Annotated in this window: 11 protein-coding genes; 5 read left to right on the forward strand and 6 right to left on the reverse strand. The window is 64.2% G+C overall.

The features are described from left to right. Positions 1-75: 75 nt before the first annotated feature. From lon to cmoB, 5 genes are all read left to right on the forward strand, one after another. On the forward strand, positions 76-2496 hold the full coding sequence (lon, locus tag KCG88_RS10605; protein WP_047288984.1) for an endopeptidase La: 2421 nt from the start codon (positions 76-78) through the stop codon (positions 2494-2496). A 161-nt stretch (positions 2497-2657) separates the two neighbouring features. Beyond that, the gene (locus KCG88_RS10610) at positions 2658-3050 is read left to right on the forward strand and encodes a protease inhibitor I42 family protein (protein WP_047337696.1); all 393 of its coding nucleotides are present in this window, start codon (positions 2658-2660) and stop codon (positions 3048-3050) included. Between the two features lies 1 nt (position 3051). Next, a complete protein-coding gene (locus tag KCG88_RS10615; protein WP_047288988.1) occupies positions 3052-3687 on the forward strand; it encodes a lysoplasmalogenase in 636 nt (211 codons plus the stop codon). Positions 3688-3856: 169 nt separating this feature from the next. Next, positions 3857-4600 carry a carboxy-S-adenosyl-L-methionine synthase CmoA gene (cmoA, locus tag KCG88_RS10620; RefSeq protein ID WP_011063179.1) on the forward strand — a complete coding sequence of 248 codons (744 nt, stop codon included), beginning with the start codon at positions 3857-3859 and terminating at the stop codon, positions 4598-4600. After that, entirely contained in the window at positions 4597-5553 is a 957-nt protein-coding gene (gene cmoB, locus KCG88_RS10625; RefSeq protein ID WP_047337697.1) for a tRNA 5-methoxyuridine(34)/uridine 5-oxyacetic acid(34) synthase CmoB, read from the forward strand. The genes cmoA and cmoB overlap by 4 nt, the downstream gene beginning before the upstream one ends. Before the next feature lie 162 nt (positions 5554-5715). Here cmoB and tadA read toward each other — a convergent pair whose 3' ends face one another. The 6 genes from tadA to treC form a co-directional block, all read right to left on the reverse strand. Then, on the reverse strand, positions 5716-6204 hold the full coding sequence (tadA, locus tag KCG88_RS10630; protein ID WP_047288992.1) for a tRNA adenosine(34) deaminase TadA: 489 nt from the start codon (positions 6202-6204) through the stop codon (positions 5716-5718). Further along, on the reverse strand, positions 6204-7580 hold the full coding sequence (locus KCG88_RS10635) for a multicopper oxidase family protein (protein WP_047288994.1): 1377 nt from the start codon (positions 7578-7580) through the stop codon (positions 6204-6206). The genes tadA and KCG88_RS10635 overlap by 1 nt, the downstream gene beginning before the upstream one ends. 204 nt (positions 7581-7784) lie before the next feature. Then, a complete protein-coding gene (locus KCG88_RS10640) occupies positions 7785-8075 on the reverse strand; it encodes a PTS transporter subunit EIIB (protein WP_210712340.1) in 291 nt (96 codons plus the stop codon). Positions 8076-8077: 2 nt separating this feature from the next. Further along, positions 8078-10615, reverse strand: coding sequence for a phosphoenolpyruvate--protein phosphotransferase (ptsP, locus tag KCG88_RS10645; RefSeq protein WP_210712341.1), 2538 nt, complete (start codon positions 10613-10615; stop codon positions 8078-8080). Between the two features lie 60 nt (positions 10616-10675). Continuing rightward, a complete protein-coding gene (locus tag KCG88_RS10650) occupies positions 10676-11899 on the reverse strand; it encodes a carbohydrate porin (RefSeq protein ID WP_210712342.1) in 1224 nt (407 codons plus the stop codon). A gap of 134 nt (positions 11900-12033) precedes the next feature. Then, on the reverse strand, positions 12034-13683 hold the full coding sequence (gene treC / locus KCG88_RS10655) for an alpha,alpha-phosphotrehalase (protein ID WP_210712343.1): 1650 nt from the start codon (positions 13681-13683) through the stop codon (positions 12034-12036). Between the last annotated feature and the right edge of the window lie 24 nt (positions 13684-13707).

Raw genomic sequence — 13707 nt, forward strand, 5'->3', positions numbered from 1 at the left:
TGAAACCTGTCCCCCATTGAAACCCGCGACGACCCGCCCCATCTAAGCTGCATAGTCCATCGCGCAGGAGCCTCCATGAGCGACCAGCAAGAATTTCCCGAAGATCCACGTGACTACGTCGATCCGGAAAACACCGAACACCAGGCTGCCCATGGCACTGGCCTGGCCCTGCCCGGACAGAATCTGCCGGACAAGGTCTACATCATTCCGATTCACAATCGGCCCTTCTTTCCTGCGCAAGTATTGCCGGTCATCGTCAATGAAGAGCCCTGGGCCGAAACCCTGGAACTGGTGAGCAAATCCGAGCATCACTCCCTCGCCCTGTTTTTCATGGACACCCCGCAAGAGGACCCGCGGCACTTCGACACCTCGGCGTTGCCGGAGTACGGCACCCTGGTCAAGGTCCATCACGCCAGCCGTGAAAACGGCAAGCTGCAGTTCGTTGCCCAGGGCCTGACCCGGGTACGCATCCGCACCTGGCTCAAGCACCATCGCCCGCCCTACCTGGTGGAGGTCGAGTACCCCCATCAGCCCAGCGAACCCACCGACGAGGTCAAGGCCTACGGCATGGCGCTGATCAATGCGATCAAGGAGCTGCTGCCGCTCAATCCGCTGTACAGCGAAGAGCTGAAGAACTACCTCAACCGTTTCAGCCCCAACGATCCGTCGCCCCTGACCGACTTCGCCGCCGCCCTGACCTCCGCCACCGGCAACGAACTGCAGGAAGTGCTGGACTGCGTGCCCATGCTCAAGCGCATGGAAAAAGTCCTGCCGATGCTGCGCAAGGAAGTCGAAGTGGCGCGCCTGCAGAAAGAGATTTCCGCCGAGGTCAACCGCAAGATCGGCGAGCACCAGCGCGAGTTCTTCCTCAAGGAGCAGCTCAAGGTGATCCAGCAGGAGCTGGGGCTGACCAAGGATGACCGCAGCGCGGACCTGGAGCAGTTCGAACAGCGCCTGACTGGCAAAGTGCTGCCGCCCCAGGCGCAGAAACGCATCGACGAGGAAATGAACAAGCTGTCGATCCTGGAGACCGGCTCGCCGGAATATGCGGTTACCCGCAACTACCTGGAATGGGCCACGGCCGTGCCCTGGGGCGTCTTCGGCGACGACAAGCTCGACCTCAAGCACGCGCGCAAGGTGCTGGACAAGCACCACGCCGGGCTCGACGACATCAAGAACCGTATCCTCGAATTCCTCGCGGTGGGCGCCTACAAGGGCGAGATCAGCGGTTCCATCGTGCTGCTGGTAGGCCCACCCGGTGTCGGCAAGACCAGCGTCGGCAAATCCATCGCCGAATCGCTGGGGCGGCCGTTCTACCGCTTCAGCGTCGGCGGCATGCGTGATGAAGCCGAGATCAAGGGCCACCGCCGCACCTACATCGGCGCCCAACCGGGCAAGCTGGTGCAGGCCCTCAAGGAAGTGGAGGTGATGAACCCGGTGATCATGCTCGACGAGATCGACAAGATGGGCCAGAGCTACCAGGGCGACCCGGCCTCGGCCCTCCTGGAGACCCTGGACCCGGAGCAGAACGTCGACTTCCTCGATCATTACCTGGACCTGCGCATGGACCTGTCCAAGGTCCTGTTCGTGTGCACCGCCAACACCCTGGATTCGATTCCCGGCCCGCTGCTGGACCGTATGGAAGTGATTCGCCTGTCCGGCTACATCACCGAAGAAAAACTGGCCATCGCCAAACGCCACCTGTGGCCCAAGCAGTTGGAAAAGGCCGGTGTCGCCAAGACCAGCCTGAGCATCAGCGACAGCGCCCTGCGCACGGTGATCGATGGCTACGCCCGGGAAGCCGGGGTGCGTCAGCTGGAGAAACAACTGGGCAAGCTGGTACGCAAGGCCGTGGTCAAGCTGCTGGACGAGCCGGACGCCACGATCAAGATCGCGCCCAAGGACCTGGAGGCTTCCCTGGGCATGCCGGTGTTCCGTAACGAGCAGGTCCTGAGCGGCACCGGGGTCATCACCGGCCTGGCCTGGACCAGCATGGGCGGCGCCACCCTGCCTATCGAGGCCACGCGCATTCACACCCATAACCGCGGCTTCAAGCTCACCGGGCAACTGGGGGATGTGATGAAGGAATCGGCGGAGATCGCCTACAGCTACGTCAGCTCGCACCTCAAGCAGTTCGGCGGCGACAGCAAGTTCTTCGACGAAGCCTTCGTCCACCTGCACGTTCCCGAAGGCGCCACGCCCAAGGACGGCCCCAGTGCCGGGGTAACCATGGCCAGCGCCCTGCTGTCCCTGGCGCGCAACCAGCCGCCGAAGAAAGGCGTGGCCATGACCGGCGAGCTGACCCTCACCGGCCACGTGCTGCCGATTGGCGGGGTGCGCGAGAAAGTCATCGCCGCGCGGCGCCAGAAGATCCTTGAGCTGATCCTGCCGGAGCCCAACCGCGGGCATTTCGAAGAGCTGCCGGACTACCTCAAGGAAGGCATCACCGTGCATTTTGCCAAGCGTTTTGCCGACGTGGCCAAAGTGCTGTTCTAACCCCGTTCGCCGGCAAGCCGGCTCCTGCAAGGCCCCCCCTCGCAGGAGCCGGCTTGCCGGCGAAGAGGCCATAACCGCCAACCTTTATTCCCCTCCCCACACCGCCCATCATCTTCAGTTATGCTCGCCGTTCGTCATGAATGATCGGAGCTTCCTGACCCATGCGCGCCCCCCGCCTTCTTGCCCTGCTCAGCTTCGCCCTGCTGACCGCTTGCGCCAGCCAACCCAAGCAGAACGTCACCGTTGAAAACCAGAGTGAATGCCCGCTGCAACTGCACAATGGGCAGAACCTGATCCTCACCCTGCCAAGCAACCCCACCACCGGTTATCGCTGGGCGATCCAGGATTCGGCCGGCGGCATCCTGCGCAAGGTCAGCCCCGAGGTCTACAGCAACCCCGAAGACACTGGCCTGGTGGGCAGTGGCGGGCAGTCGACCTGGCGCTTCCAGGCCTTCGCCAGCGGCCGGGGCCGGCTGCTGCTGACCTACCAGCAACCCTGGGCCCCGGAAGAGGCCCCGGTGAAGGCCTTCGACTGCTCGATCACGGTGAACTGACATGGGCTGGCTGATACTGGCGCTGATGGGCGCCGCCACTTTCCTCTACGGCGTCAGCGTGCATGCCACCCTGCTCTGCCTGCTGGTCAAGCCGCTCCCGGTGCTGGCCCTGCTGGGCTGGATGCACGATGCACCGCCCGGGGACTACCGCCGCTGGATCATCATCGGCCTGCTGTTCTCGGTGCTGGGGGATGTCCTGCTGGCCTGGCCCACGGACCTGTTCGTGTTCGGTCTCGGAGCCTTCCTGGTGGCGCACCTGGCCTACCTCAAGGCCTACCTCAGCGATTGCCGGCGCCCTGCCCTGTTGCCGCTGGCGGTGGCCCTGGCCATCGGCGCGGTGTTGCTGACGATCCTGATCTCCCACGGCCTGGGGCCGCTGCTGGTGCCGGTGATCGTCTATGCCCTGACCATCAGCGCCATGCTCTGGCGTGCCCTGGCACGCCTCGGCTCAGCGGTGCCCACCCGGTCCGCGGCACTGGCAGCGCTGGGCGCCCTGAGCTTTGCCTTCTCCGACAGCCTGATCGGCATCAGCCGCTTCGTGCTGGCCTTCGATGCCGCGCCCTACCTGATCATCATTTTCTACTGGCTGGGCCAGTGGGGCATTGCCGCTTCCGCGTTCAGCCAGAAGCCGCGCTGAGCCGCCTGCGCCGGCAAGCCGGTCCCTACTCTCCGTAGGAGCCGGCTTGCCGGCGAACGGGCCACACCTTGCGTCGCCCTTGCGCCCCTGAAGGCCCTTCGGGCCTTATCGCAGCCTGCGCCAGCGGCTACAATGCCGCCCTCTTTTTATCTCCATCGCCGGAACCGCCGTGAGCAAAGAACCCGACCGCCTTTTCGCCCAGCCACTGGCCCAGGTGCCCGACTTCGCCTTCAACGAGGATGTGGTGCGGGTGTTCCCGGACATGATCAAGCGCTCGGTGCCGGGTTACCCGACCATTGTCGAGAACCTCGGGGTGCTGGCGGCGCAGTTCGCCCAGCCCAACAGCGTGCTCTACGACCTGGGCTCTTCCCTGGGGGCAGTGACCCAGGCCCTGCGCCGCCATGTGCGCACGGACGGTTGCCGAGTGATCGCGGTGGACAACTCCGCGGCCATGGTCGAACGTTGCCGGGAATACCTCAACGGCCAGGACTCGATGTTCCAGGAGCTGCTGCCGGTGCAGGTGATCGAGGGCGATATCCTGGCCCTGGAGTTCCAGCCGGCCTCGGTGGTGGCGCTGAACTTCACCCTGCAGTTCATCGCCCCCGAGCAGCGTCTGGCCCTGCTGGGGCGCATCCGCCAGTCGCTGCTGCCCGGCGGAGCGCTGATCCTCTCGGAGAAGCTGCGCTTCAACGATGACCAGGAACACGCCCTGCTCACCGACCTGCACATCGCCTTCAAGCGTGCCAACGGCTACAGCGAACTGGAAATAGCCCAGAAGCGCAGTGCCATCGAAAACGTCATGAAGCCCGACAGCCTCGAAGAACACCGCGAACGCCTGCTGGCTGCCGGGTTCTCGAAAGTCGTGCCGTGGTTCCAATGCCTTAACTTTGCCTCGTTGATTGCCCTGCCATGATTGATCTGTCCCCCCTCGCTCGCCGTCTGGCGGGTACGCCCCTGGCCACCTGGGCCAACGGGCTGCAAGCCCAGCTCGACGCCAAGATGGAAAAAGGCCATGGCGACCTGGAACGCTGGCAAAGCGCCCTGGATGCATTGCCGAAGATCCAGCCCAGCGAAGTCGACCTGATCAATGGCCTGCGCCTGGACACCGACTGCGACGACGCCACCCGGGCGCAGATGCGTACCGCGCTGATGGGCCTGTCGCCGTGGCGCAAAGGGCCGTTCGATCTGTTCGGCGTGCACGTGGACACCGAATGGCGTTCGGACTGGAAGTGGTCGCGGGTCGCCCCGCACCTGAACCTTGAAGGCAAGCGCATCCTCGATGTCGGCTGCGGCAACGGCTACTACATGTGGCGCATGCTTGGCGCCGGCGCCCACAGCGTGATCGGCGTCGACCCCAACTGGCTGTTCTTCTGCCAGTTCCAGGCGGTGCAGCGCTACCTGTCGGAGCCTTCGGTGTGGCACCTGCCGTTCCCCTTCGAAGACCTGCCGGCCAACCTCGAAGGCTTCGACACGGTGTTTTCCATGGGGGTGTTCTACCACCGCCGTTCGCCCATCGAGCACCTGCTGGCGCTCAAGGACTGCCTGGTCAAGGGCGGTGAACTGGTGCTGGAAACCCTGGTGGTGGAAGGCGACCAGCATCAGGTGCTGGTACCGGAAGATCGCTACGCGCAGATGCGCAACGTATGGTTCCTGCCGTCCGTACCGGCCCTGGAACTGTGGCTGCGACGGGCCGGTTTCAGCGATGTGCGTTGCGTGGATGTGAGCGTGACCAGCATCGAGGAACAGCGCGGCACCGAGTGGATGAAGTATCAGTCCCTAAGCGACTTCCTGGACCCCAACGACCACAGCAAGACCATCGAAGGCCTGCCGGCGCCGATGCGTGCGGTGATAGTCGCCAAGAAATAACCCCGCCTTCCCCCGCAGGAGCTGGCCGGGCGGCGTTCCGCTTGCCAGCGAAGGCGCCCGCCAGAACGGCGCAAGGCTCAAGGGCCCCTTCGCCGGCAAGCCGGCTCCTACGGTTTTTTGTGGGAGCGAGCTTGCTCGCGAAAACCGCAGACACGTTCGAGATCAGCGCGCTCGACGCGCCTTGAAGAATTCGCTCAGCATCGTGCCGCACTCCTCGGCCAGCACCCCGCCTTCGTACAGCACCCGATGGTTGAGAAACCCTTGGGTGAAGAACTGCCCCTGGCTCTGCACAATGCCGGCCTTGGGTTCCAGTGCGCCGTATACCACCCGGGCAATGCGCGAATGGACGATCAGCCCGGCGCACATGCTGCAAGGTTCAAGGGTCACGTACAGGGTGCTGCCGGGCAGGCGGTAGTTGCTCACCGCCTGGGCCGCTTCGCGGATCGCCACCATCTCGGCGTGGGCGCTGGGATCGCTGCCGCTGATGGGGCAGTTGTAGCCACGGCCGATGATCTGCCCCTCCAGCACCAGCACCGCGCCAACCGGCACCTCCCCCAGGGCCGCGCCCTGCGCGGCCAGGGCCAGGGCTTCACGCATGAAGTCCTGGTCGCGGCTGCGGTCGATGATCGGCGCCGGGCGTATCTGGCGCATCACACCACCTCGATGGCGGCCATAAGGCCGGTTTCCATGTGGTCGATCACGTGGCAGTGGAACATCCAGACCCCCGGGTTATCCGCCACCAGGGCGACCCGGGCGCGCTCGTTCTTGCCCAGCAGGTAGGTGTCGGTGAAGTAGGGGGTGATCTTCTTGCGGTTCGAGGCAATGACCTTGAAGCTCATGCCGTGCAAGTGGATCGGGTGCTGGTACTGGGTCATGTTCTTCAATTCGAAAATGTAGCTCTTGCCCTTTTTCAGGGTGGCAATCGGGCGGTCGGCGCAGGTCTTGTCGGTGATGTCCCAAGCCTGGCCGTTGATCTGCCACAGGCTAGGCGGCTTGCCATTGTCCACGTTCACCGAGACCGAGCCAACCCATTCGAAATTGAAGTTGAGCTTCTCGGCGTTGTCGAGATCCGGCTCGGCCACGGGGTTGGCCGGCAAGGCGGCGGGCCACTGGGTGGGCGCATCGTTGTTGGCCACCGAGCGCAAAGTGCCCAGGCGCACCGGTCCGTTGCGCAGGGAGAGTTCCACACCGGCCGCCGGCGCCTTGATCGCCAGGCAGATGCGCATGCCCGGGCCCAGCCAGTATTCCTTGCCCAAGGGGCGCGGCTCGATGGGGTTGCCGTCCAGGGCGTAGATCTGCGCTTCGACATCGGGAATGTTGATGCGGTAGGTCAGGGTGTTGTCCAGGTTCAGCAGGCGCACACGGGTGATCTGCCCGGCCGGCAGGTCGATCACTGCCTGGGACACACCGTTGATGGTGGACAGGCGCCCGGCCGTACCGCCTCGCGCCGCTTCCCGAGGGATGCTGAAGGGCATGAACGCGCCCTCTTCATCCACGTGCCAGCTTTTCAGGCTCAGGGTGCGCTCGTACTTGAAGCCGGTGGGTTCGCGTTCTTCGATGATCAGCGGGCCCACCAGGCCGCGACCCAGTTCTTCGCTGCTGTTCACATGGGGGTGATACCAGTAGCTGCCGGCATCCGGCACGCGGAATTTGTAGTCGAAATATTCGCCGGGCAGCACCGGCAGTTGCGAGACGTAAGGCACGCCGTCCATTTCCAGGGGCAGGCGGATGCCGTGCCAGTGGATAGTGGTGGCCACCGGCAGGTGGTTGATGAAGCGTACCCGCAGCCACTCACCCTGGCGTACCCGCAGTTCGGTACCCGGCGCCGAAGGGCCGAAGGCCCAGGCCTGGGTCTTGTGCCCCGGTACCAGCTCCACGTCCAGTGGCGCGGCGATCAACTCGTAATCGTGCCCCGCCTCGGCGTCAGCCATCTTTCCCAGCCAATAACGCGATGCGCCGCCTGCCCCCACGCCCACCACTACCAGACCGGCCAGACCACCGAGTATTTGTCGACGGGTAAAGGACATGGACTCAACTACCTCACGTATCAGCCGCGGGCCCAGGCCCGCAAAAGGCGAATACGATACACCCGCAGTTGAGAAACAGTAAGGCCGGCGCGGCGACGGGACGCAGGCGGCAACGCTGGCAACAGGCCTGTTCGTTGGCAAGCCCGCGCCTACCGGCGCTTGCATCGCTCTGGTAGGAGCCGGCTTGCCGGCGAAAAAGCCCCCTCAGCCCTGCAAGCCCAACAGCAGATGCACCACGCCACCGCCCAGAAGCATCACCGCCGGTACCCCCGCCACGCGCAGGGCGCTGCTGTCCAGCAGTTGCGGATCATGCAGCTCAAGGCGCAGCCGGGTCAGGGCCAGGGGTTGCTGGCTCTTGATGTTGGCGCTGCCACCCAGCGCCGCCAGCATTGCGTCATTCAGAACATTACCGTTGGCCTTGGGGGCCTTCGGCTGATCAGGGATCAGATCCGGAGTCAGGGCTTTCCAGAACGCGCGTTGCAATTTCTCGAACATTTTCAGTTCTCCAGAACCAGTGAATCGGCTGCGACTGGCTGCTTGTGCAAGTATTCACGTACCTGAACCGCGTCCTCCAGATCGATGATCCGTGCTGCCAGCGCTTGGCATTCGCTCAGGTCCAGCTCCCGCACCCGGGCCTTGATGGCCGGGATCAACGGCACGCTCACCGACAGTTCGTCCACCCCCAGGCCCAGCAACAGCGGCACTGCCAGGGTCTCGGAAGCCAGTGCTCCACAGACTCCGACCCACTTGCCGTGGGCATGGGCGGCCTGCACCGTTCGCGCGATCAGGCGCAGCACCGACGGGTGGAAGCTGTCGGCCTGACTGGCCAGGCGCGGATGATCACGGTCCATGGCCAGGGTGTACTGGGTCAGATCGTTGGTGCCGATGGAGAAGAAATCCACCTCCGGAGCAAAGCGGTCTGCCATCAGGGCCGCCGAAGGCACCTCGATCATGATGCCCAACTTGGGCCGCTCCGCCAGGCCCAGGGCCCGAACCTCGTCATCCAGTAGCTGGCGCGCCTGACGCAGCTCCGCCAGTTGGCTGACCATGGGCAACATGATGTGCAGGCGTGCCTGCCCGGCGCTGGCGAGAATCGCCCGGAACTGCTCCCGCAGCAGTTCGGGACGCTCCAGGCACAGGCGGATGCCCCGCAGGCCGAGAAAGGGGTTGGCTTCACTGTCCATGGGCACATAGGCCAGGGGCTTGTCGCCGCCCACGTCCAGGGTGCGCACCACCAGATTGCGCTCGGGGCCCAGGGCCTGGGCGATGGCCCGATAGGTTTCGGCCTGCTCCTCCAGGCTGGGGGCGTGACTGCGGTCCTGGTAGAGGAACTCCGAACGCAACAGGCCGACGCCCTCGCCTCCCAGGCTCATGGCTTGCTCGGCCTCCGCCAGAGAGGCAATGTTGGCCGTGACCTCCAGATGATGACCATCGCGGGTCACCGCCGGCTGCGCCGCCTGGGCCAGGTCCTGACGCTGGCGCAGGCGTTGCTGCTGACGCAGGGACTCCAGTTGCTGCAAGCGTTGCGGGTCCGGGTCCGTATGCAGTTCGCCGCGATCGGCATCCAGCAGCACCCGGGTGCCGTTGGCCAGGGACAGGACCCGGGGCGACAGCCCACAGATCGCCGGCAGGCCCAGGGCTCGGGCGAGAATCGCCACGTGGCTGGTGGCGCCGCCGCCGACGGTGGCAAACCCCAGCACCTTGGCCGTGTCCAGGCTGGCGGTCTGCGAGGGGGTCAGTTGCTCGGCAATCAGAATGGCCTGCTCCGGCAAGCTCACGGCATGCTCTTGCACCCCGAGAATCAGCTTGAGCACCCGTTGGCCGACGTCCGCCAGATCCACTGCGCGCTCAGCCAGCAGCGTACTGCCCAGGCCCTTGAACAGCTCGGCGGTAACCTCGATGGCACTGTTCCAGGCAAAGGCGGCGCTCTTGCCGGCGACGATCAGGGCTTGGGCCTGCTGCAACAGGCTCGGATCATCGAGGAGTTCCTGGTGGGCACGGAAGATTTCCTGCTGGGCTTCACCCGGGGCATGGTCCCGCAGCTGTTGCAGGCCCCGCACCGCCTCTCGCAAGGCCCGCTCAAGGATTTCGCGCTCCTGCTGCGGGTTCGCCGCCCACTCGCTTATCTGCAGGCGCTGCTCAGCCACCTGGACCACCTGGCCGACCGCCGAACCCGGTGACGCACAGACGCCCCGCAGAACCGTCTCCAACGACTCATCCCGCGCCGCTACTGGCTCAGGACTCGGCGCCGCAGCAGTGACTTTCTCGCCACAACCCGAGGCCAGCAGCTCCACCAGAACCTGGATCGCCTGCTCGGCATCCGCACCCACAGCACTGACCTGCAAGACATCGCCCTGCACCGTCTGCAACGCCATGATCGACACCAGGGACTTGGCATTGGCCGAGTCCTGGCGCCGGTGCAGGCAGATGTTCGCGGCAAAGCCCTTGGCGGCCTGGGCCAGCAACGCCGCCGGACGTGCGTGCAGCCCCTGGGGGTTGCCCAGGATCAGCGGTTTGGAAAACAGCGTCTCGGCTTCAGCGCCTTCGGCCTTGGCCCCCTCCTCTGCGCAGGCGGGCTCGATCTGCAACACCGGCTGTCCCAGCTCCACCAGCGGGCTGCCGGACACCAGCCCCGTCACCGCCTCGCCACTGACCACCAGCATCAGGGTCAACAGGCTGCGCGCGTGCCGGGCCAGATAGTCAGCATCGAACCCGATCAGCGGCTGGCCTGCCGAGACCTGCTGACCTTCCTCGACCAGGCAGGTGAAGCCCTTGCCCGCGAGGTTCACCGTGTCCAGCCCGATGTGCATCAGCACCTGCTGGCCCTGCTCACCGGTGATGCTCACTGCGTGGCCACTGTGCTGCAGGTTGCTGACCACTCCGGTCAAGGGGGCGCAGAGGGTCTGGGAAGTCGGGTCGATGCACACGCCGTCGCCGATCACCCGGCTGGAAAACACCGGATCGGGCACCTGCTCCAGGGGCAGCAGCACCCCGGACAGGGGCGCGAGCAATTGCAAGGGTTGGGTTATGGCCATGACGTCACCTGCTAATGATTCCTTGAAGTGCCGATGGAGCGCGAGCCCCGACAGCATCGCTTATTTCCACCAGTACTCGACCTGCAAACCGACGTTCGCCCCGTGCCGGGCGGTGCCGAAGACACCACTGTCGGACAGCGCGGAGCCAGCCGCCAGTTCGTTGGCCGCGCGTTTGGCGGCCTCGTTCCAACTGGCATAGGTGTAATACAGGCGCACCTCGGGCCGCGCCCAGAACTCCGGCCCCTTGGGCGACCAGGTGGGTGCAAAGGTGAACTTGCTGAGTTTGCGGGTGCCTCCGGGCGCCTGCACCTGATCATGACCAAACTCGGTCACCAGCTTGAACTGTTCGGTGATGGCATAGGCCGGGCGCACACCCAGGGAGATCCAGTTCTGATCCTGGCCGTCGGGGCGAATGTCCTTCTGATAGACCGCCTCTACCTGGCCGCCGAAGCGCGGGATGACCTGCCAATCGAAGAACTCCACCAGGCGATAACTCTTGTTGCCGTCATCCAGGTAGGGATTGCCGGTGTAGCCCAGGCCGGTACCGGGCCCCTCACCGTATTGCAGGGCCAGTTTGTTCTTGCCACCGAAAAAGTCTTTCTGCACATGCTGGGTGGTGATCGCCCAGCCATTGTGGGCACCACGGTGATCGGGCTTTTCCAGGTAACTCAGGCCCAGTTCCAGCTCGCCGCCGGAGTTGGTCTGGAAACCGGCAACGTTGAAGTCATGACGGCTCACGGCCTGCTTCTGGTAGAGGTTGTCCTTGCGGGAAAAGGCGTAGCTGTATTTCAGATCGCCGATGCGTACGTCCTCGACGCCGCCGCCGGTGGCACTCTGGTTCCAGTAGTAGAAGTCGGAAATATGGATGTCGTTACGCTTGTAGTAACGGCGCCCGGCCCACAGCGAACCGCCATTGAGGCTGGGCAGGTTCGACCACTGGGCGTACATCTGCGGCATGCGCGCCGAGCCGTTCTCGCCCTGGAACGTCAGGTTGCGGTCGTAGCGGTTATAGAGCGAGGCCATGCCGTCGACGCTGAGTACCGAACCGTCCTCCAGGGTGTACAGGTCCTGGCGCAGCTCAAGCTCGGCGTACTGCTCGCACTCGTTGCCCAAGCGGTACTTGGAGGGCGCCCCGGGTAGCTGAAAGCAGGATTGTGGGCCGCTGTTGACCGAAGTACCAAGGCCGCTGCGCAGGTAGCCGGCGAACTCCAGGGCCTGGGCCGGAAAGGGCAATGCCAGACATAGGCAGGACGCCGCCAGGCCGCGATTTATTGTTGTTTTCATAAGCCACCCCATTATTTTTATTGTGATATTTCGATCCACAGAAGCCGGCTTACCGACGAACGAAGCCCTGCGCTGTATCTGCAACAGCGCATTCAGGGCAGACGCAAACGGCCCGACCGCTTCTGCGAGGATTGTCAGCAGTCGGTCAGGTGCAGGACGAAGGACTCATAGGGCCGCAGCCGCAAATGCCGGCTGCGAGCGCCATCTCCCGGGTAGTTGCTGATCAGCAGACGCTGCTGCATGCCCGGGTCGATGACCTCCTGCGGCAGTTCAACCTCGCACGGCGAACCATAGAAGTTGTTCACCACCAGCAGTCGCTCGCCCTGCCCTTCCCGCACGTAGGCCCAGACCTGCGGATGCTCGGGCAGCAATTGGCGATAGACGCCGTGCTGGATCAAACCCTGCTCACGGCGCAACGCGATCAATTGGCGATAGTGGTGCAGCACTGATTGCGGGTCGTCGAGCTGTGCCTGGACATTGATCTGGCCGGCGTTGGCCGCAACCTCGATCCAGGGGGTAGCGCTGCTGAAACCGGCATTGGCCCCGGCATTCCACTGCATTGGCGTGCGCCCGTTGTCCCGGGACTTCTGCTGGATCGCCGCCATGATGGCCTGCGGCTCTTCACCGGCCTCGCGCTTGAGGCGGTAGATGTTCAGGGTCTCGACGTCGCGATACTGCTCGATGCGCTGGAAATGCGGATTGGTCATGCCCAGCTCTTCGCCCTGATAGACAAAGGGCGTGCCCTGCAGCAGGTGCAATGCGGTGGCCAGCATCTTCGCCGACACCACACGGTGTTCGCCGTCGTCGCCAAAGCGCGAGACCACCCGGGGCTGGTCGTGGTTACACCAGAACAGCGCATTCCAGCCGCCACCGGCCTGCATGCCGCACTGCCAGTCGGACAGGATGCGCTTGAGTTCAAGGAAGTCGAAATCGGCCCGCAACCACTTCTGCTGATTGGGGTAATCCACCTTCAGGTGATGGAAGTTGAAGGTCATGGACAGCTCCTTCGACTCCGGGTTCGAGTAGCGGATGCAGTGTTCCAGGCGGGTGGACGACATCTCGCCGACATTCACCAGGTCATGGCCGGCGAACACTTCCCGATGCATTTCCTGCAAGTACTCGTGAACGTTCGGGCCATCGGTATAGAAGCGCCGGCCATCGCTCTGGTCCTCGGGGAAGTCCGCAGGCTTGGAGATGAGGTTGATCACGTCGAGACGAAAGCCGCCGACGCCCTTGTCCCGCCAGAAGCGCATCATCTTGAAGACTTCGGCGCGCACCCGTGGGTTGTCCCAGTTGAGGTCGGCCTGGGTGTGATCGAACAGGTGCAGGTAGTACTGCCCGGTCTGTGCCTCGTATTCCCAGGCAGAGCCGCCGAACTTGGACTCCCAGTTGTTGGGCTCATCGCGCCAGATGTAGAAATCCCGGTAGGGGTTGTCCAGGCTGCTGCGGGCCTGCTGGAACCAGGCGTGCTCGATGGAGGTGTGGTTGACCACGATGTCCAGCATCAGCTTGATCCCGCGCTTGCCGGCCTCTTCGATCAGCAATTGGCAGTCGGCCATGCTGCCGTAGCTGGGGTCGATGGCGTAGTAGTCGCTGATGTCATAGCCGTTGTCGCGTTGCGGCGAACGCAGGAACGGGGTCAACCACAGGCAATCGACCCCCAGCCAGTGCAGGTAGTCGAGCTTGTCCACCACTCCCAGCAGGTCGCCGGTGGCCTGCCCTTGGTGGCTGTGAAAACTTTTCGGGTAGATCTGGTAGATCACCGAACGCTGCCAGTCTTGCATGGGGGAATCCTTTGGAAAGTGCGA

The sequence above is a fragment of the Pseudomonas sp. MWU349 genome (assembly GCF_017947325.1).
In the GTDB taxonomy this organism is placed as follows: domain Bacteria; phylum Pseudomonadota; class Gammaproteobacteria; order Pseudomonadales; family Pseudomonadaceae; genus Aquipseudomonas; species Aquipseudomonas protegens.

Coding starts and splice junctions, on each gene's coding strand:
- cmoB (WP_047337697.1), top strand. CDS start 4,597: ATGATTGATCTGTCCCCCCTCGCTCGCCGTCTGGCGGGTACGCCCCTG.
- KCG88_RS10650 (WP_210712342.1), bottom strand. CDS start 11,899: ATGAAAACAACAATAAATCGCGGCCTGGCGGCGTCCTGCCTATGTCTG.
- KCG88_RS10615 (WP_047288988.1), top strand. CDS start 3,052: ATGGGCTGGCTGATACTGGCGCTGATGGGCGCCGCCACTTTCCTCTAC.
- KCG88_RS10610 (WP_047337696.1), top strand. CDS start 2,658: ATGCGCGCCCCCCGCCTTCTTGCCCTGCTCAGCTTCGCCCTGCTGACC.
- treC (WP_210712343.1), bottom strand. CDS start 13,683: ATGCAAGACTGGCAGCGTTCGGTGATCTACCAGATCTACCCGAAAAGT.
- tadA (WP_047288992.1), bottom strand. CDS start 6,204: ATGCGCCAGATACGCCCGGCGCCGATCATCGACCGCAGCCGCGACCAG.
- KCG88_RS10640 (WP_210712340.1), bottom strand. CDS start 8,075: ATGTTCGAGAAATTGCAACGCGCGTTCTGGAAAGCCCTGACTCCGGAT.
- lon (WP_047288984.1), top strand. CDS start 76: ATGAGCGACCAGCAAGAATTTCCCGAAGATCCACGTGACTACGTCGAT.
- KCG88_RS10635 (WP_047288994.1), bottom strand. CDS start 7,580: ATGTCCTTTACCCGTCGACAAATACTCGGTGGTCTGGCCGGTCTGGTA.
- ptsP (WP_210712341.1), bottom strand. CDS start 10,615: ATGGCCATAACCCAACCCTTGCAATTGCTCGCGCCCCTGTCCGGGGTG.